19 protein-coding genes are annotated in these 18537 nt (G+C 60.5%); 14 read left to right on the plus strand and 5 right to left on the minus strand.

What is annotated here, in order from left to right:
• The first annotated feature begins 14 nt into the window (after positions 1-14).
• A complete protein-coding gene (locus C2L66_RS16865; protein WP_148654596.1) occupies positions 15-4769 on the plus strand; it encodes a hypothetical protein in 4755 nt (1584 codons plus the stop codon).
• A gap of 90 nt (positions 4770-4859) precedes the next feature.
• Here C2L66_RS16865 and C2L66_RS16870 read toward each other — a convergent pair whose 3' ends face one another.
• Positions 4860-5138, minus strand: a complete 279-nt coding sequence (locus C2L66_RS16870; RefSeq protein WP_060604439.1) for a hypothetical protein — start codon at positions 5136-5138, stop codon at positions 4860-4862.
• A 185-nt stretch (positions 5139-5323) separates the two neighbouring features.
• Here C2L66_RS16870 and C2L66_RS16875 point away from each other — a divergent pair, with 185 nt between their 5' ends.
• On the plus strand, positions 5324-6706 hold the full coding sequence (locus tag C2L66_RS16875; RefSeq protein WP_060604436.1) for a hypothetical protein: 1383 nt from the start codon (positions 5324-5326) through the stop codon (positions 6704-6706).
• A gap of 780 nt (positions 6707-7486) precedes the next feature.
• On the opposite strand, the gene C2L66_RS16880 is transcribed toward C2L66_RS16875, so the two are convergent.
• Positions 7487-7993, minus strand: coding sequence for a hypothetical protein (locus tag C2L66_RS16880; RefSeq protein WP_060604433.1), 507 nt, complete (start codon positions 7991-7993; stop codon positions 7487-7489).
• Positions 7994-8766: 773 nt separating this feature from the next.
• On the opposite strand from C2L66_RS16880, the gene C2L66_RS16885 reads away from it, so the two are divergent.
• A complete protein-coding gene (locus tag C2L66_RS16885) occupies positions 8767-9498 on the plus strand; it encodes a DUF429 domain-containing protein (RefSeq protein ID WP_060604430.1) in 732 nt (243 codons plus the stop codon).
• 31 nt (positions 9499-9529) lie between these two features.
• Here the strand turns inward: C2L66_RS16885 and C2L66_RS16890 are convergent, their stop codons facing one another.
• From C2L66_RS16890 to C2L66_RS16900, 3 genes are all read right to left on the minus strand, one after another.
• Positions 9530-9823, minus strand: coding sequence for a DUF1330 domain-containing protein (locus C2L66_RS16890; RefSeq protein ID WP_054933114.1), 294 nt, complete (start codon positions 9821-9823; stop codon positions 9530-9532).
• Between the two features lie 139 nt (positions 9824-9962).
• Positions 9963-10766 (minus strand): AraC family transcriptional regulator, encoded by an 804-nt coding sequence (locus tag C2L66_RS16895; protein ID WP_054933113.1) that lies wholly within the window; start codon positions 10764-10766, stop codon positions 9963-9965.
• A 3-nt stretch (positions 10767-10769) separates the two neighbouring features.
• Positions 10770-11186: a low affinity iron permease family protein gene (locus C2L66_RS16900; protein ID WP_405083884.1), complete on the minus strand. Its 417-nt coding sequence runs from the start codon at positions 11184-11186 to the stop codon at positions 10770-10772.
• A gap of 214 nt (positions 11187-11400) precedes the next feature.
• On the opposite strand from C2L66_RS16900, the gene C2L66_RS16905 reads away from it, so the two are divergent.
• The 11 genes from C2L66_RS16905 to C2L66_RS16950 all read left to right on the plus strand — a co-directional run bounded on the left by C2L66_RS16905 (position 11401) and on the right by C2L66_RS16950 (position 18484).
• Positions 11401-11703 (plus strand): YXWGXW repeat-containing protein, encoded by a 303-nt coding sequence (locus C2L66_RS16905; RefSeq protein ID WP_054933111.1) that lies wholly within the window; start codon positions 11401-11403, stop codon positions 11701-11703.
• A gap of 23 nt (positions 11704-11726) precedes the next feature.
• On the plus strand, positions 11727-11831 hold the full coding sequence (locus tag C2L66_RS41665) for a lipoprotein (protein WP_233444989.1): 105 nt from the start codon (positions 11727-11729) through the stop codon (positions 11829-11831).
• A gap of 176 nt (positions 11832-12007) precedes the next feature.
• Entirely contained in the window at positions 12008-12574 is a 567-nt protein-coding gene (locus tag C2L66_RS16910; RefSeq protein WP_060606994.1) for an RNA polymerase sigma factor, read from the plus strand.
• Positions 12571-13050: a hypothetical protein gene (locus tag C2L66_RS16915; RefSeq protein ID WP_060604419.1), complete on the plus strand. Its 480-nt coding sequence runs from the start codon at positions 12571-12573 to the stop codon at positions 13048-13050. The genes C2L66_RS16910 and C2L66_RS16915 overlap by 4 nt, the downstream gene beginning before the upstream one ends.
• Positions 13047-13556 (plus strand): periplasmic heavy metal sensor, encoded by a 510-nt coding sequence (locus C2L66_RS16920; RefSeq protein ID WP_060604416.1) that lies wholly within the window; start codon positions 13047-13049, stop codon positions 13554-13556. The genes C2L66_RS16915 and C2L66_RS16920 overlap by 4 nt, the downstream gene beginning before the upstream one ends.
• Positions 13557-13650: 94 nt before the next feature.
• Positions 13651-15201, plus strand: coding sequence for a DUF1800 domain-containing protein (locus C2L66_RS16925; protein ID WP_060604412.1), 1551 nt, complete (start codon positions 13651-13653; stop codon positions 15199-15201).
• Positions 15202-15203: 2 nt separating this feature from the next.
• Positions 15204-16364 carry a DUF1501 domain-containing protein gene (locus C2L66_RS16930; RefSeq protein WP_060604408.1) on the plus strand — a complete coding sequence of 387 codons (1161 nt, stop codon included), beginning with the start codon at positions 15204-15206 and terminating at the stop codon, positions 16362-16364.
• A gap of 65 nt (positions 16365-16429) precedes the next feature.
• Positions 16430-16660 carry a YXWGXW repeat-containing protein gene (locus C2L66_RS16935; RefSeq protein ID WP_082433968.1) on the plus strand — a complete coding sequence of 77 codons (231 nt, stop codon included), beginning with the start codon at positions 16430-16432 and terminating at the stop codon, positions 16658-16660.
• A 142-nt stretch (positions 16661-16802) separates the two neighbouring features.
• Positions 16803-17288, plus strand: a complete 486-nt coding sequence (locus C2L66_RS16940; RefSeq protein WP_054933106.1) for a VOC family protein — start codon at positions 16803-16805, stop codon at positions 17286-17288.
• Positions 17289-17379: 91 nt separating this feature from the next.
• Positions 17380-17856, plus strand: a complete 477-nt coding sequence (locus C2L66_RS16945; protein WP_054933135.1) for a VOC family protein — start codon at positions 17380-17382, stop codon at positions 17854-17856.
• 103 nt (positions 17857-17959) lie between these two features.
• Positions 17960-18484, plus strand: a complete 525-nt coding sequence (locus C2L66_RS16950; protein WP_054933105.1) for a GNAT family N-acetyltransferase — start codon at positions 17960-17962, stop codon at positions 18482-18484.
• Positions 18485-18537: the final 53 nt, after the last annotated feature.

The raw sequence follows: 18537 nt of genomic DNA on the forward strand, positions 1-18537 counted from the left end.
ACGCGCAGGCCTCCATGACGACGCGCACCGATATGACCAACAGGCCGCTTTTAGTAGCATCCCTTTCGAGGCTAAATTCGTTTTTGCGCGAGTTGCCACCCACCGGGAAGGCGGGCTTTGAGGGGTTGGTTGTCAACTTGCTGTCCCGACTCGTAGGGCTATCATTCGCAATTGCCGCGAGCGGACGGCAGGACGGTCGTGATGCGCTCGGCAGGACGGTATACGGAACTCAGGTAGCCGTTGAGTGTAAGCGGTACGCTCACACAACTTTGAATTCACGAGAATTGATTGGAGAGCTGGATCAAGCTTCCCATTCGCTGCCTCATCTCGAACTGTGGATTCTGGTGGCCAGCCGGTCGATCCCAGATATCCTCCAGCAGGACCTGATTTCGGCAGGAGTCAGCAAGGGTATCTGCGTGGCATTTCTGGAGTGCTTCGACGATGAAGTGGGGAGTTTTTCCGCTTTATGCGCAAAATACCCTGAAGAGATTCTGCGCTTCGGTGGTCGCGAAAAGGACGCCTCTGTTGAAAATGCCCTTGAGGCGATTCGCAACGACGCTCATTTTGAATTGCAACTCGCGGCGCTGGCAAAAACGTTTTCGTCTCCGTGGTATGGGTACGAGCAGCTCCGAGCGAGCAACGCATCCGTTCTCTTAAGCCGATTCGCTGACCCCGGGGAAAGTGTCGCTGCTTTTTCGCAAGACTTGGCAGTGGTGCCCGCCGCGATTCCCCGTGAGCGATATACCCGGAAGGTATCCTCCTGGTACGAGCAGTCATCATCGGCGAAAAGTGATGCGTTGGTTGTTCTCGGGGATGAGGGAGACGGGAAATCCTGGGTCGCCGCGCGGTCCGTGGCGTCACTCCTGCAGTCGGATATCGCCCCGCTCGTATTGTTTTTCCCCGCATTTTCTGTCGCACAAACTACTCCGGACCAACTCCTGGCAAGTGCACTGCACACACAATGGCCGGTCGTGACCATTGAGCAGTGGCGCATGCGACTTCAGCGGTGGATGTCATCAGACGGAGGGGGATTTCCGCGTATTCTGATGATTCTGGACGGAATAAACGAGAAATACCCTCACACGCATTGGCGCAGACTGTTTTCTGAATTTGACCGGGCATCGTGGCGTGCGCGGGTAAGACTGTTGCTCACTTGTCGCAGCTCATATTGGAAAAGCACGTTCGCGAGCGTTTTCTCACGTAATCATGAGGTACTCGTTGTCGAGCGTTACGATGACGTAGAGCTTGAACTCGCCCTGCACAAGGTGGGGTTATCACGTGCGGCGTTACCTGCGGCGCTATTCCCGCTCGTTCGCAAGCCTCGGTACTTCAGCCTGGCGGTTAGACATCGAGAGCGGTTGCAGCACACCGGTGATCTTACTGTTGCGCGCTTACTGTATGAGGACTGGCGTGACCGCTACAGGCGGCGCGATGGTTTTCCGATTCCGCCGGACGATTTCAACAATCTGCTGAAGACACTTGCCTCGCGCTCGTTGAATAGCCGGACAGATGGGCATTCAGGCCTCACGCGATCCACCATTCAGGATGAAATCGATAGTCTTCGCCCTGGCAACGGATTCGAGCTTTATGTCGAACTGGAGACTGGCGGAGTATTGGAGGATGCGCGTCAGGGAAGAATTCGGGTCGTTCCGGAGCGACTACTTCTCGGGTTGGGTCTTTTGCTTGCCGACTACGCGATGGACGCATACGAGGCCGGGAGTGACATACGAGAAACGATACTTCGCCATCTCGAGATGACAGGGCAGATCGACGAAAGCTCGGTCATCGTTGAGCACGCCGCTCTCGACGCGTTGACGCGCGACGATTGTCACGATGAAGTGCGGGTTGCGCTGCTGGCGGTCTGGTTAGATTTCCAGAATCGCTATGACCCGGACGGCGCGAGCTTCATCGCCTATCTTCCCAGCAGACCATCGACGTTCTTCGCTTTAGCAGAAGTCTTGTGGAGTTCGGGCATTGACCAAACCTGGGGGCAGCAGCTAATCGTTGAAGCAATCATTAATTGGCGCTACAACCCGTCCGTGTCGGCGCTGGCTGTGAGGTATGCCGAGAAGTGGCTCGGGATGGTTGCCTCCTATGAGGATCAGGGCACAGATACAGTTCCAGGGACAGAGGAGGCGATACGACGTGGCCGCGAAGGTATCGTTGCGGAGTTGGGGCAGGTCGTGGACGGTGATACGGTGACAATTGGGCAAAGCACTCTCCGTGTTTGTCGTGACGAGTCACTGATCCGACTGGGCCGCATGGCGCTTGCCTGTATTTCTGCAGGACCGCGTGCACAGTTTGTTGACGCACTTGTCGTCGCGGCACTGGCGGAGATCGTCCAGCCGCAGATTTCGCGGATGGATCTTGTGAGATGGGTGATGCGCACGTCTCCCGACGGGGATGATTTGCGACAGCGGCTGTTTGACGCGGTCCAGAATCTTGCATCTCAATCGCAGCAACCAAACGCACTCTTCGCGGTGCACCGTCTTTTGCGGGCGGAGGGTTCCGAGACAAGCGCAGAATTCGCGAAGAGGTTCCCTCCGGCGGTGAACCCTCGGAGTGGTGCTTCGCGCCTTTATGAGCGGCACCGCGAAGACCCCTGTGGGGGACTGTTCACGTGGACGCGGGCCGATTGCAATGTATGTCTCACGCGGACGGATGTTGATGCGGACAGACTTCTCCGGTCGGCCAAGCGCTTTCTGCTCGAGCCAGGTTTTCCCGCAGCGCCCGGTTTGCTCGATCGCATCGACCTTTCAATATTCGCGGGCGAGGGTGGGCTTTGGCAGCATCGGTCTAGAGCGCTCGTCGAATCCAGGCTTGACGACATTGCCGTTGGGTTTTACGCGTGGGCGCCCGAGAGGCTGGCGTCGATGTTTCGTGAAATATTCAGCGGTGCAGCCACCCGGTCCGGGGACGCATTATGGGCTCTGGCGACGCACGTCACGGACTATGCGATGATCCTTGACACCGAGTGCCGCCGTGTTCTCGTAGAAATCTGTGCCTCCCTGCCTGAACATTTTGCCGGTCAGGACCTGCTTCAGACTGAGCTTATGTTGTTTGCCGCATTACTCGATGGCTGGGACGCTCGCGAACAGTTGACGCATCTTCTAGCTCGCTCGTCGGGCTCATTTGACGCGCTTATGTTTGAAGACCATTTCAAAAGTGTAGATTTCGAGTTTTGCAACGCCTTTCCGGTGCCTGAAGATGAGCTTTCGCTCATGCGAACCGTCTGGTTTATGAGTCAGTCAGACGAGTTTGTAGGTTCACGCATCTTCGAATGCGCGCTGGCACATCATGTAAGCCATATCCGTGGCATGGCGCTTGAAGCGTTGCACCGTAGTGGTCAACCCGAACGCATACGCACGTGGTTGCAAAGCGGATGGCGACATGGACCGGACCATGCACCGAAGGAATCGTACTGGGGCTCGCGGCTCGTGCTTGAATCCAATGAGCTGGATGCGGTCGAGATAATCGATCGAATTGATCCGACATTGATACTGAGCGCGTTGCAAACGCGGGGTGAGGATAATGGGTTTATCGATGTTGTTCAACGTTGGCTGCACGACTGGCTTTCAACTTCAGTTGCGCGCATGGAGAGGGGCGTGATACCGGTGCTCCCTCCATTGAGAATCGTTGTACAGTCCTCGTCGGCAGATTCGGACTTTGATGCCAGCACAATCATGGAGATTGAACGCGATACAACCCGTCGCTTCGTCAGCGCGTCTGCGATCTGGGGTGGCCTTTTTGCCACGAACAACGATGATGAAACCGCCACTGCTGAAGAAACGGGCGCACGATGGCAGGCACGTGCGCGTAGGCGAACGGAGGCAGTCGATGCTGTTCGAAGAACTGGGGGGTACTGGGTTGATCGGCGGGAAAGCAGGGAAGTCATTAACCGTGTGTTTGGATCCAACTCGTCGCTTGGGTATCGCCTTCTTGAAGTGATCAGCGAGGACAACCCCGGTGTCGATGCGTTCATTCTGCAGTCGTACGGTCTGTTAGTCGGCCTCTGCGAGTACCTCCTTGCTGCAGAGCCGACGCTTGGCGTTGATCTATATCATCGCATCGTCTCGGCAGGAGGTAACGTTCGTCACGAGATGACGGACGCGGCGTTGACATGGGCGGACACCGCGCTCTTCGATGCCCCTGCTTCTGATCCCGTGGTTGCCCTCTGGGAACATAGGCTGGGCACAGCAAACCGAGACGCCGACTTGCTGGAACTGGCGATACTTGCCCGGAGCGGTGATGCACGCCGATGGATCGAGCAACAGATTGCGCTTGATCGAGCAGGTTCAATCCAGTTTTATCGCGCTAGGGCTGAGGTGTTGGCGGGTTTTCTGGGGCTTACCTTACCTGACCATCCGCCCGATACGTGGCTGGGCGAAGTCTCACAGCTGGCGTCGCGCTACGCTACGACTGATCGTTGGGCAAAACACTGGCTTTTGGCATTCGTAACGGAGACTAACGATGACCGGGCGTTTGCGGCTTTCCGATTATTTCTGTTGTGCGTGGATCGACGTTTCTGGATCTGGGGTGACGCGGCGATCTCGGAGGCTGAAGAGCTATCATCCGCTCGTAAGGTCTTCTTGAAAGAGGCTGCCGGCACCATCAGAAGTGCTGTGTCGGAGAATGAAAATAGGATGACGGAGTCTTTCCTGGGACAGGCGGTGGCCGATGGTCAAGTATGGCCTTGGCTACACCTCGTTACTGACGACTTGCGTCGAGGCGTCACTTTGCATGCCGGAGCAGCATCCGGCATTGCGTGAAAGCTCTGACCCAGCAGTTCGTGGCGAGAGAACGCAAACAGAAATTCAGTGCCCGATGCCGTCGGCGAGAGCCGACGGCTTGAAGCGGTGTCAGAATGTGGGCATTTCGCTAATGGGGTATAGCGTTTCGTTCTTCGCGATGCGCAGCTCGATCTCAACCGGTGCGCCGAAATAAATCTCGCCATTCTCAATCTTGCCAGTTATCACCGTGTGCCCGTTTTCCAGCAATTCAACGATATCTTTGGCAGACATCCCCCGTGCCGAAACCATGTCTCCGGGAGAGTCGCCCGCCACGAACACCTCAAATGATGATGCGACGTGGTTGTTCCGGTTTTCGTGCTTCGCAGCAGTAATACAATATGTAGCCATCGTTCCTCATTGTTTGGTCGCGCGACGTAATCTGGGGGCGCTGCGACGAGCTTCAACGATAGAGAAGGGGCGAATGCACCAAGAACATCCGTTACGCAGTAACGACGGTTAGATATTGACAATTGTCATGACGTACGACGAGAGCGATTGCACATCACCCGACAACACCTCTGACATACCGCGCCATGAAGCACTCGCAACTTGAAGACTACGTCAGCGCCGTTTCGCTGATGCTCAAGATGAACCCTGCAATGATTGCGCTAGCAAAGAGAAATCCAACATTTCCGAAAGCGGAGAAGCTAGCAGTTGTTTCTATTGCAGACGCGGATTCCTTAGTTTCTGCACTGAGAGCCCACGACAACTATGCCGGTCTCGTACCTGATTGGAAATTTGTATTCGCATCGACACACGGTGCGACGCCGGGGCTCGCAGTAAGCCGAACCTTTTCGGACGGAGCTGTTGTGCGGGGGCTATTTGCGACGGATCACGTCTTTGTATTGGATGGCGAGACGATGGAGTCGATGAAAGATGGGGACACTGCGATCATCCCAATCGATTACTCGATATCGTTGGACACACAAGCCCTGAGTTATCTCACGCCATACCTCGAGGGCAACAAATCGAAGATCCCAAGAGACTTCGACGAAATATTCTCTTTTCTGGCCAAAGACTGTGTGAATGTAGACCCGGTGCCATACATGACCGAGAACCTGCCGAACATTCTCAGTGAGAAGAATGTTCCCAAGATCCGGAGACGACTTAACGGCTACGAGATGCTTCGAACGATTGACGAACCACACTTTCGGAGCACAAAGGTAATTCGCTCAACATTGGACGACAGGACGTTCAAGCGAAATGTCGACGAGCATGTCGCAAGAATGCTGCACGATGCATCGGATTCTGAGTTAATGGGATCGCTCAACTGTCGACATGCATGCGTGTATGCCACCCTGTTGAAGATGGCGATCATTCAGATTGGCGACCCGAGACGCCTGCTGAGTTCAAAGCTAGAGGAATTCATGGAGTTCATGGACCATGAGATGCAAACAATATTTGCGAGGGAGACAGTAATCGCCGAAAAGTATTTCAGGGCCGGACAAAATCTGAAATTCTTCGGGAGGCTGCAAAGATCGTCGGAAAGCAATCTTCCAAAGGTGCTCCGAGCGGCGAAAAATATGGCTTGGGATTTTCTTCATATTCGCAACATTGAAGACCAGGCAAGGCATACTATGACCACGCTATATCAGGGAAAAACAAAGCCGCGATATTTCTTTCCATCCTTTCTTACGACTGACAAGGATTTCATCGAGGTAATTGATGCCTATCCGTTGAAGTCTTACGCCTATGAAACAAAGACAGGAAGGCTAAATCTGTTCCCGGCGTTGAATTGGCATTCCATCGTTGCAGGCGAACCGGGTCGAGAAGAGGGCATCAAAAGCCGATTTTTCTCAGACGGCGTCGTTCGTCGCCGTGAGTTGAAGCGCAATTCCGCGCTAGAACGAATACACGAGACAGTACGAAAGCTTGAGGTGGAGTTCAGGGAAGTTGTAACTGCGACCAGACGGTAAAGATGCCGTGGGGAACTCACCCGTGCGAACTAAGGAACGAAACGCATACCGTCGATTTCTGACAAATCGTTTGCAGCGGTATCGGATACAAGGCGGTGCCGGAGTAGCTAGGGCGGGCTACGTCGTCATTGCGACATGGACTACCGCCGCCTTTCGACAGGCCTACATCGGAGATCGGCAGCTTCGGTCTGACTAGGTACGCGTCACCATCGGAGAGAAACTTTCGGTGAATGGCATGGCGGTGCGTCTGTTGGCAGCTCAAATGCACGACCTTCACGCTTCAAATAAACTACTTGCACGCGCAACCATCGCTACGCGAAAGAGCGGGATCAATATCATGTGGTGGATTGCTTTGTTGTTCGCGGATCAACTCGCGCACATCCTGCTTGACACCGGTTTAGCGCATGGCTAACACTTAGTTCTTAAAAAAATAGATGCATAAACAGAAACGCATTGTCACCGGGTATCTGGGTTGGTTAGCAAGCGAGTTCGATACAAATGCCGGGAGCTCGATTGGGAAACGTCTCGGCTCGTTCGCCTATTGCTGATGGCTGTTGAAGGCGAGTCCATAGCGTTCAGCGTCGAGGGTAGGCTGGTTCGCTACACAGCGTTCGCCGTGTTGTGACGTTATGTGTGAGCTTGCTGTGCCTCAATCAGCGCCAAGCGCAGTCCACCGAGAGTGTTGCGATCAACTCCACTACCAACTGAGTGACCGGCATGCTCGTCTCGGCGCCTAGAATTTGAATGAAAGAATCGGATTAGTCTGGAATGGCTAGCGAGCTAGTCGGCCGGGACATCATCGGAGGTGGCAGGATCGTACTCTTCCCACTGTCCGGATTTGTTTCTACGCATGTGTTGCGTTGAAGGATAGTCATTGCCGACAATCTTGAAGATATCGATAATCTGTCGCTCCTCGACGTAATAAATTCTGTCGTGCCGCGTTCGATCAGAGTTGACATAGACACCGGTGAACGAATGTTTCTCATCAATCACAGGCATAAACACGTAGCTGTGTACAAACTGGTTGCACAAGAAGAGCAAGTCGCGTTGCTCGCTTGTCGTTTTCCTGAGCTCGTAAAGATTATCTAAGCGATGAGCATTCATATAGTCAACCACCTGTCCATTGGACGGCGACCAATTCAGCACGAGTTTCATCCGACGGGTTGCAGGGGAGACCTTGAATGTATCGAGTAGCTTTCTGATGCTATAGAAACCAACGAACAGCTCTCGTTCTAGCCGAACCAGTTGACGCTCGGCATGATCATCGTCGAACCGGGCACGCTTCATCCATCTCGCGGCTCGTAACAGTGGATCTTTCCAATATTTTGATTCGTATAACACAGATACCTCGCGGTCTGAATGAAGGCAGATATTGCGCCCGGCTTAGCCGAAAAGCGCAGCTGAGATCGGGACCGAGACCAAGTGACGCGACCTTGGGACGCGTCTCAAAAGTGCCATCTCTCGCGTTATGTGCGAGACGGTGTCTCGAGAAGCCATGCATGCGTGGACGCGACGAAGCGCACTGGCAAGGTTTTTCCCTGCGTCTATTTGTCTTGTCGAGCTCCTCACATACATACGCCAAAGGGATTGGATAAATAGGGGCGGATGACCGCGAGCCATTTTAACGTGCTTGTTTGCAACGCAACGCACCGCCGCCTAAAGGGTTCTTCGCCCAGCCGCTTCGATATTTTGCGCAGATTCCTGCAGCAGGAATGCTGTAAGACTTCGCTCCAACTCGAACTACACGATGTAAGGTACCTTTCGGAAATTGGGCCTTCGACATGTCGAAGGTTGCAAATGGTAAAAAGGGACAGATTTGGCGTTTGTCTCGGTGCGCGTTCGCGACTGAGGGCCATCGCGTCATTTCAGGTCGATGGAGCAAGGAATTCACGACACCGTGAACAAGAAACGGCCGAGGAAATTTTGAAGAAGGCGGATTTTCACGACTCGCATCTGGACGCGTTTGTGCTTGAGGCCGCTGTAAGCCCCGCCAGGTAAGGACATCAATTTTCGACCTCTATGTGGCATGACAATGATCAATCGGTTCGGGGAAACGCGTGATGCGTGACGAGACAACAGACCTGGTGGGCGTGGACGGCTGCAAGGGCGGCTGGTATGCCGTCAGGCAGCACGCCCGGACGGGTGCGATCGAGACGCGCATTTGCGCGTCGTTTGCCGGGCTGCTTGCGTGGGCGCCTGCGCCCGCCATCGTGGCCGTCGATATGCCCATCGGCCTGGCATCGACGGGCTATCGCGCGTGCGATGCCGAAGCGAGGCAGCGTCTGAAGTGGCCGCGCAGCGCGTCGGTGTTTCAGACACCCGTGCGCCAGACGCTTGGTATCAGGGAGTATCGAATGGCATGCGATCGGAACCGCGAAGCAACGGGCAAGGGAATCTCGCAACAGGCCTTCAACATTCTCGGCAAGATCGCTGAAGTCGATGCGTCGTTGCGCGCCAGCAAGCGCGATGCTTCGCGTGTGTTCGAGGTGCATCCGGAGCTTGCCTTCATGCAGCTTCAGATCGACCAAGGCGGCGAGGCGGCCGGCCTCAAGGAGGGTAAAACGTCAGAAGCGGGACATGCGAAAAGAAAAGCCTTGCTCGCGTATGTCTTTGGCGCCACGTTGCAGACCGCGCTCGACGAACGTGTTGCCCGGCACGCGCAGAAGGACGACGTGCTCGATGCCTTCGCGGTGCTATGGAGCGCGCGCCGCATCGCGGCCGGCAGCGCCGTCGTGCTGCCCGATGATGAACCGCGCGACGGCGCGCTTCTGCCGATGGTGATCCGCTACTGAGCGAATCTCGGGGCGTTGCGCGTGCGGACAATCACTCCGCGCCGCGCACGATGCGCAGATCGCGCTCGACGCCATTGCCGAGCGCGGCCAGCGCCTTCTTGTAGTCTTCGGTGTCGTAGGCCGCGACGGCCTGCTCGTAGGTCGGGAATTCGATCACGACGGTGCGGTCCTTCAGGCCATGTTCACGCACTTCCTCGGCCAGACCCCGCACGAGAAACTTGCCGCCCGCGGCCGTGACGGCCGGCGCCGCCAATTGTGCGTATGCGGCCAGCGCCGCTGGATCGTTCGTCTTGCGGTAAAGAGTGACCCAGTATCCCTTGCTCATTTCACGTTTCCTCACGTTAAAGGTTTGGCCATGGCGACGTCAGCCGGTCCATCCGTAGGTCCGTCCGCGCCGCCGACGCCCACGATTCTCGCTCAAGCGCAGCAAGCGCGCTTTGAGCGTGTCGCGACGCCCGACAGCTTCAGGACTTTAACGCAGCGGGCGCGGCCAGCGTCGCGTGAGGATCGAAGTCGGTCGGCGACGCGCCCAGCTCGCGGCGGAACATGTCGCTGAAACTGCTCGGCAGGTAGCCGAGTTCGCGCGCAATGGTGCTGACCGCGCGCCCCTCGGCCAGTCCGGACACGGCGACGGCCAGTTGCACCTGCCTGCGCCATTCCGCGAAACCGATCCCCAGCGCCCGCGAGAAGAGCCGAGCCAGCGTGCGCACGCTCGCGCCCACGGAAGCCGCATGCTGCTCGAAGCTGATCGCATTCGACGGATTGTCGATCACCGCGCGGCACAGTGCGTCGAGCCGCCGGTCCGACGCATCGGGCAGCGGAATGCGCAGCGACGAGCGCGGCGCCTGTTCGAGTTCGAGCATGGCGAGCCGGTACGCCGTGCCCAGATAGTCTTCGTCGCGCGTCTGCGCTTCTTCATGTTCGGCAATCGACGCAATCAGTTCGCGCAACAGGCCGTTGATCTCGAACACGTCGCTACGTGCGCTCAGATGGCCGATGCTGCGCTCATGGAAGTACAGATTGCGCATCTCGACGTCGCTCATCATGTGGATCGAGTGCTCGGTGCCGGCGGGCAGCCACACGGCTCGCTGCGGCGGGACGACGAGCGCCTCGTGCGCGGCTTCGACCCACATCACACCCGATACGGCATACAGCACCTGTGCCCACGTATGCGAATGCGGGTCGATGCGCAGCCCGCGCGGATAGCGCCGCGCGAGCGAATGGCCTTTGTCCGCGTCATGGAGGGCGGGCGGAGTCGCTTGTGTCATCGCTCAGTGCGCGTCCTTGCGAGGCTTGCGGTCCTGGTTGTCGTCGCGTTCGCTCTGGTCGATGAACGGCGAGTCGGTGTCGGTGCCGCCCGAGCGCAGCGCGCTGCGCGCTTCTTCGGCGAGCTGTTCGTAGCGCTTGCGAAAGCGCCCGAGATCCTTTTCGTTCAGTTCCTCGAGATCGAGCAGCGCGTTGTGTGCGCCGTCCAGCGCGCGGATCAGTTCGTCGAGCTTGATCTGCATCGCGGCCGTATCGCGGTTTTGCGTGTTCTGGATCAAAAAGACCATCAGAAAGGTGACGATCGTCGTCGACGTATTGATCACCAGTTGCCAGGTGTCGCTGAAATGGAACATCGGCCCGCTGATGCCCCACACGACGACGAGCGCCACGGCAATCACGAACGTCGCCGGCTTGCCGGCCATCGTGGACAGACCCGTCGAGAACTTCGAGAACCAGTTGTTGTTTGTCACTGGGCGCTCCTGTCGTGTGAAGTCCAGCCTTGACGATACCGATTCCCCGGCGCGTGCGCCATCGCACCCGCCGGGCCGCGCAGCCGCAAAAATTCCTGCGACGGATTTTCGCCGCTTGCGCGTTTAACTCCAAAACCGAACCGGCAACTGCTCCAAGGGAGAAAAAATGAACATGCAAAAACTGGTCCGCATGCTTGCGGCAGGCGTGGCCGCGCTGAGCGCCTCAGCGGCGTTCGCGCAGGCGGTGATCGTCGCGCCGATGGCGCCGCCCGCCGCGCGCGTCGAAATCGTGCCGCCGCCGCGCGCCGGCTATGCGTGGGACCCCGGCCACTGGCGCTGGGCAGGCGGCCGCTATGTATGGGTGGCGGGGCATTGGCAGACCATGCGTCCGGGCTACCGCTGGGTGCCCGGACATTGGGTCGCGCATGGCCCGAACTGGCGCTGGGTGCCCGCACACTGGGCGAGTTGAGGGCGGCGACGGGAGACTGAAAGATGAAGAAGCTGTTGCTACTGGCGTTGCTTGCCGTGACGCTCGCGGGTTGCGTGGTGGTGCCGGCGCATCCTTACTACTACCGGCCGGCCGTCGTCGTATATTGAACAGCCTTGAACAGGGGTTGACGGAACTCACCGCGCAGTTCGGCGCGTTCCAGTGAAGTCACTCGATCAGAACAACAGGGAGCGACAGCAGTGACGACAGAACATCTCGTCGCGACAGATGCCGCGCACTACGCGTGGCATGCGTGGAACAGGCGGCACACCCGGAGCCGCGCGCGTTGAGCGAACGCGATCCGGATGCGGAACTGGTGGCGGGCGTCGGCAGGCAGGAGCCGTCCGCCATCCGCACGCTCGTCGCGCGCAAGTTGCCGCGTCTGCTGGCGCTCGCCACGCGGATGCTGGGAGACCGTATGGAAGCGGAAGACGTCGCGCAGGAAGCGTTCATGCGCATCTGGAAGCAGGCACCGCGCTGGCGCGAGGGCGAGGCGCGTTTCGATACGTGGCTGCATCGCGTCGTGCTGAATCTTTGCTACGACCGTTTGCGCGCACATCGCGAACAACCCGCCGACGAACTGCCCGACCACGCCGATCCCGCCGCCACACCCGATGCGCAACTCGAAGCGCAGTCGCGCGAAGCGCGGGTGCGCGCGGCGCTCGCCGCGTTGCCGCCGCGCCAGCGCGAGGCGCTCGTGCTCAACTACTACCAGGATCTGTCGAACATCGAGGCGGCCGCGCTGATGGGCATTACCGTCGACGCGCTCGAAAGCCTGCTGTCCCGCGCGCGCCGCAATCTGCGCGCGCAACTGGCGGGCGACGATCTTGCCGGAACGAGGACCAGCCGATGACTCCACAGAGATTTCGCGCAATCGTCGATGCGTATGGCGCCGATGCGCGCCATTGGCCCGAAGCGGAGCGCGCAGCCGCGAGCGCGTGGGCCGCGCAGCATCGCAGCGAGGCGGATGCGCTGCTCGCGCAGGCCGCGCAACTCGACGCGTGGCTGGCGAGCGATGCCGCCGCAACCGATCTGGCGCCGGACGCCGCGCTCATCGAGCGCGTGGTGGCTTCGGCGCCCGCTAACCGACAGCCTCGACAGCCGCGACGAGCGCGCCGCTTGTCGCTCGCCTGGCCGGTCGGCGGCTCGGGGCGCGTGGGCTGGTGGTGGTCGGGCGCGGCGTTCGCGGGCGTCGGTTTGATCGGCGGATTGGCCGGTGCCTTCGCGGTGTCGTTTTTTCTCGTGACGGGCAACCCGTCGCCGGGACCGGAGTCTTCCTATCTGACAACTGGATTTGGCGGCACGGCCGCGGACTGGAGTGACGAATGAGCGGACGCGCCTGGAAATTTCTGTTGGTCGGCTCACTGGTGCTCAATGTGTTTCTGATTGGCGGCGTCGCGGGCGGCGCGTATCAGTGGTTCGTCGCGCATGGAGGCGCGACGGCTGCCGCTCAACCTCAGTCGCGCGCGTTGCGTTTCGCGGCCGAAGGGCTGTCGGCGGAGCGCCAGCAGCAGTTCGTCGATGCATTGAAGGACGCGCGCCGTGAAGCGCGCGAGTATGCGCGTGACGGGCGGGAGGACCGGCGCGAGGTGCTGCGGTTGCTAGCCGCGCCGCAACTGGACCGCGCGGCACTCTACGTGGCGCTCAACCGCACCCGTGAAGCCGATATCGCGCTGCGCTCGCGGGTCGAGCAAAGCGTCGTCGATTTCGCCGCGACCTTGTCGCCTGATGAGCGCGTGAAGTTCGCGGAAGGCTTGCGCGAACGTGGGCAATGGCGGCTCGCGCAGGCGCAGCAGCGCTTGCAGAAGCCGGGCAATCGGCCCGCGAGCGACTGATCGGCCGCGACTGAAAAAAGCAGCGACGGAAAAGCGTGACCCGCTGCGTTTAATGCACATCCAACCACGCACGACAGGCGAGACGGGAGCGAGCATGGCCAATTCACCTGCCACCACGGCGCCGCCGTTGAGCGCGGCGGCGATCGCGCTGAACCGTTTCGGCCTTGGCGCGCGCGCCGACGAAGCGCCACCGGCCAACGCGAAGAACTGGTTGCTCGCGCAGTTCGACGCCTATCAGCCGATGCCTGCAGCATGGGCCGCGCAACCGACATCGCTGGCGATCGCCGCCGAGCTGGCCGACGAACGTCGGCAGGCGGTGGCGAATCCGGCAACCAACGCAACCAACGCAACCAACGCAACCAACGCAACCAACGCCACAGCGAGCGGCGCGAATGCCGCCAGCGCGCCGAACCTCGCCAGCAACGCGGCGGACGCGCGCAAAGCCGCCCGTCAGGCCGCGAACAACGCGCAGCGCATGGAAACGCGCGACACGTACCGCGCAGCCGTGAACGCGCGCGTCGTGAGCGCGCTGACGACGCCCGCGCCGTTCGTCGAAAGGCTCGTGCACTTCTGGTCGAATCACTTTGCGGTGTCCATCGACAAAGGCCGCGTCGCGCCGTTTGCCGGCGCGTTCGAAGCGGAGGCGATCCGCCCGCACGTGCTCGGGCGCTTCGAAGACATGCTGGTGGCCGTCGAGCGTCATCCCGCGATGCAGCTTTTTCTCGACCAGACGCGCTCGGTGGGACCCGATAGTGTCGCCGCGATGCGTGCCGCGCAGCGCAATCCGAACCGCAAGCCCGGACTCAACGAAAACCTCGCACGCGAAATCATGGAACTGCACACGCTCGGCGTGCGCAGTGGCTACACGCAGGACGACGTCACCGAGTTCGCGCGCGCCATGACGGGCTGGAGTATCGCGGACGCGCAAGGTCCGCAGCCGAACAACCCAGGCACTGCCAACACCGCGCCGCCGGGCGCGTTCATGTTCCGCCCGCAACTGCACGAGCCGGGCACGCGGACCATCATGGGCCGCCGCTACGATCAGCCGGGCGAAGGGCAAACGCTCGCGGTGCTGCACGATCTGTCGAGCGCGCCCGCCACCGCCACGCATATCGCGACCAGGCTCGCGCGCCACTTCGTCGCGGACAATCCGCCGCCCGACGTGGTCGACCAGCTGGCAACGGCGTTCATGCGCAGCCGCGGCGATCTGCCCACGGTTTATCGCGCGCTGATCGACAGTGACGCTGCGTGGTCGCCCGTTGCCGTCAAGTTCAAGTCGCCGTGGGAATGGACCATTTCGTCGATGCGCGGCCTCGGCATGCACAACCTGAACGACGGCGAGCGCCTCGTGCAGATGGCGCCCGTGCTGACGCAACTTGGCCAGCAGGTCTGGCGTCCGGGCTCGCCGGCCGGCTACGACGACATTGTCGCGAGCTGGGCCGCGCCCGATGCGCTCGTGCGGCGTGTCGAGATCGCGCAGCGTTTCGCGGCACGCGTCGGCGACCGGCTCGATGCACGCGCGCTCGGCCAGACGCTGACGGCGGGTTCGCTCAGCGAGCCGACGCAGCTTGCCGTGTCGCGCGCGGAAAGCGCCTCGACGGCACTCGCGCTGCTGCTCGTCTCGCCCGATTTCCAACGGAGATGACCATGCTCACTCGCCGCCGTTTCGTGCGCATCGCCGCCGCAGGCGCGGGCGCGATGCTCGTCGCACCGCAGATCGCGTTCGCGCGCGTCGCGACCGACCGCCGCTTCGTGTTCGTGATCCAGCGCGGCGCCGCCGATGGGCTGAACATCGTCGTGCCGTACGCGGACCCTGCCTATGCGTCGCTGCGAGGCGCGCTGGCCGTCGACACGTCGGCTTCGACGAAGCTCGACGGCACGTTCGCGCTGCATCCGTCGCTTGCGCAGATCGGGCAGATGTACGGGCGGCGCGAGGCGCTGTTCGTGCATGCCGTCGCATCGCCGTATCGGGACCGCTCGCATTTCGACGGACAGAACGTGCTGGAGACGGGCGGAACGGCCGCGTATCAGGTGAAGGACGGCTGGCTCAATCGGCTCGTCGGCATGATGCCGGGCGCCAGGTCGACGACGCGCGAGAACGCGATTGCGTTCGCGCCGACCGTGCCGATGGCGTTGCGCGGTGCGGCGAACGTCACGTCGTATGCGCCTTCCGGGCTGCCGCAGGCGCCCGACGATCTGCTCACGCGCGTCTCGCAGCTCTACGAGCAGGATGCGCAGTTGCGTCCGCTGTGGGAATCGGCGATGGCGGCGCGCGGTCTCGCTGGCGATGCGGGCGCGCGCCAGGACCCGGCGAGTCTCGGCAAGCTGGCGGCCGGGTTTCTGTCGCGCGAAGACGGGCCGCGTATCGCAATGATCGAAACGGGCGGCTGGGACACGCACAGCGCGCAGATGCCGCGCCTCGCCGCACAGCTCAAGGCGCTCGACACGATGCTCGCTGCATTGCGCGACGGACTCGGACCGGCGTGGAGCAAGACGACGGTGCTGGTCGCCACCGAGTTCGGCCGCACGGCTGCGGCGAACGGGACGGGCGGCACGGATCACGGTACGGCTTCCGTCGCAATGGTGATCGGCGGCGCGGTGGCGGGCGGGCGCGTCGTCGCCGAGTGGCCCGGCTTGCGGCAAAGCGATCTGTACGAGGCGCGCGACCTGAAACCGACGGCCTCGCTCGATGCGCTGATTTCGGGCGTCGCAAGCGACAGCCTCGGGCTCGATCCGCACCGGACTTCGCGCACGCTGTTCGCGCAAGCGGGCAGCACGCAGCCGATGACGGGCCTGATTCGCGTGTAGGCCGCGCGAGCCTGATTTAACAATCAGGCCAGTCAGTATTCGATCAACAGGGAGATAACTCGACAATGAACGTCTTGAACTTGAAATCAACGAAACTGCGCGGGCTGCTGGCGGCCGCGCTTTGCGCATCGACGCTGTCCGCCTGCTACGTCGAGCCCGTGAGGCCGGCGGAGCCCGCGCCGGTCGCCGAGGTGATTCCTGCGGCGCCTGCGCCGGGATATAGGTGGGTGAAGGGTCACTATCGCTGGGAAGGCAATCACTGGGCATGGGTGCCGGGGCATTGGCGGCCCGTTTGACCGCCGCTCGATCCGGTTCGAAAAAATAATCGGTTGCGTGTGTCGATCTGAAGATGGCTTACTCGTCGTAGTGATGAAGACTCGCTGATCGGGCGAAACTTCGTCACTCATGAAACTCTTCTCTTCACTCAGGAGACACGACATGTCCACGCCAGCCGTCAAGCCCATCCCCGAAGGGATGCACACGTTGACACCGCACATCATCGTCGCGGGCGCGGCCGAAGCAATCGAGTTCTACAAGAAAGCGTTCAATGCAGTCGAGCAGGTGCGCCTGCCCGGTCCCGGCGGCAAGGTGATGCATGCGCAGCTGAAAATCGGCGATTCGACGCTGATGCTGGTCGATGAAATGCCCGATTGCGGCAACGGGGCGTCGTTCGGGCCGAAGGCGCTGAAGGGCACGCCCGTCGTGCTGCATCTGTACGTCAAGGACGCGGACGCCACCATCGCACAGGCCGCGTCAGCGGGCGCGAAGGTCATCATGCCCGCCACCGACATGTTCTGGGGCGACCGTTACGGCCAGGTCGAAGATCCGTTCGGCCACCGCTGGTCTGTCGCGACGCACCAGCGCGACGTCACGCCCGCCGAAATGCAATCGGCGATGGAGCAGATGGCGCAAGGCCGTCAATAACGTTGCCGTGGGCGCGTGATTCCATGTGCGGGGTGCGTCGCGCATTTCGCCGCACGCTGCCGCGCCCGATACGACCATCCAAGGAGATGTGATGGACAAGATTGCGACGTGCCTGTGGTTCGACGGCAATGCGGAGGAAGCCGTCCGGTTTTACACGGGCATTTTCGGAAATTCGAGCATCGGCGACATCACGCATTACGGCGACGCGATGCCTGGCAAGGCCGGAGAGGTGCTGACGATCACTTTCCATCTGGAAGGCCGCGAATTCCTCGCGTTGAATGGCGGCCCGCAGTACACGTTTTCTCCGGCGATTTCGATGTTCGTGAAGTGCGAATCGCAAGAGGAAGTCGACAGGTTGTGGGACAAGCTGCTCGAAGGCGGCGGCTCGCCGGTGCAATGCGGCTGGCTGACGGACCGCTACGGCGTGTCCTGGCAAATCGTGCCGACCCAGATGATGAAGATCCTGACGGACAAGGATCAGACCAAGGTCCAGCGCGCGATGCAGGCCATGATGCAAATGGTGAAGCTCGACGTGAAGGCGCTCGAAGCGGCTTTCAACGGGCCTTGATGTCTGTCGGGCGTGGCGCGCCGTGTGATTGGCTTTTGCTGCGGCGCGCGTATCTGCGATCATCGGCGCTTTCCTCCTTGCCGGCTCCTGCCGGATATGCGCGATGAATCCTTCTGTCCTCGAGTTTGAAACCGATCGTCTGATCTTGCGTCCTCATGTTCGCGAGGACTTCGACGAGAGTTATGCGCTGTGGTCCGATGAGACCGTTACGCGCTTTATCGGCGGGAAGCCGTTCAGCCGGGAAGAAGTGTGGACGCGGCTGTTGCGCTATGCCGGGCACTGGGCGTTGCTCGGCTACGGCTACTGGGTAATCCGCGAGAAAAACAGCGGCCGGTTCGTCGGCGAAATCGGCTTTGCGGACTACCAGCGCGAGATCGAGCCGCCGCTCGGCGCACCCGAGATCGGCTGGGTGTTGATGCCGTCGATGCATGGTCTCGGCTATGCGACGGAGGCCGTGCGCGGCGCGCTGACATGGGCCGATGCGAAATGGCCGCAGCGTGAGACCGTGTGCATCATCGCGCCGGACAACGTGGCGTCGCGGCGGGTGGCGGCGAAATGCGGCTACGTCGAGACGCGGCAGGCGACGTACAAAGGACATGCGACTGGGGTGTTTTGCCGCGCTGTCTAAGAGTTTTTCGGGCCTTTCCTAGGCTTCCTATATCTTCCGGCCGAATTGTTCGA

The organism is Paraburkholderia caribensis, from assembly GCF_002902945.1.
In the GTDB taxonomy this organism is placed as follows: domain Bacteria; phylum Pseudomonadota; class Gammaproteobacteria; order Burkholderiales; family Burkholderiaceae; genus Paraburkholderia; species Paraburkholderia caribensis.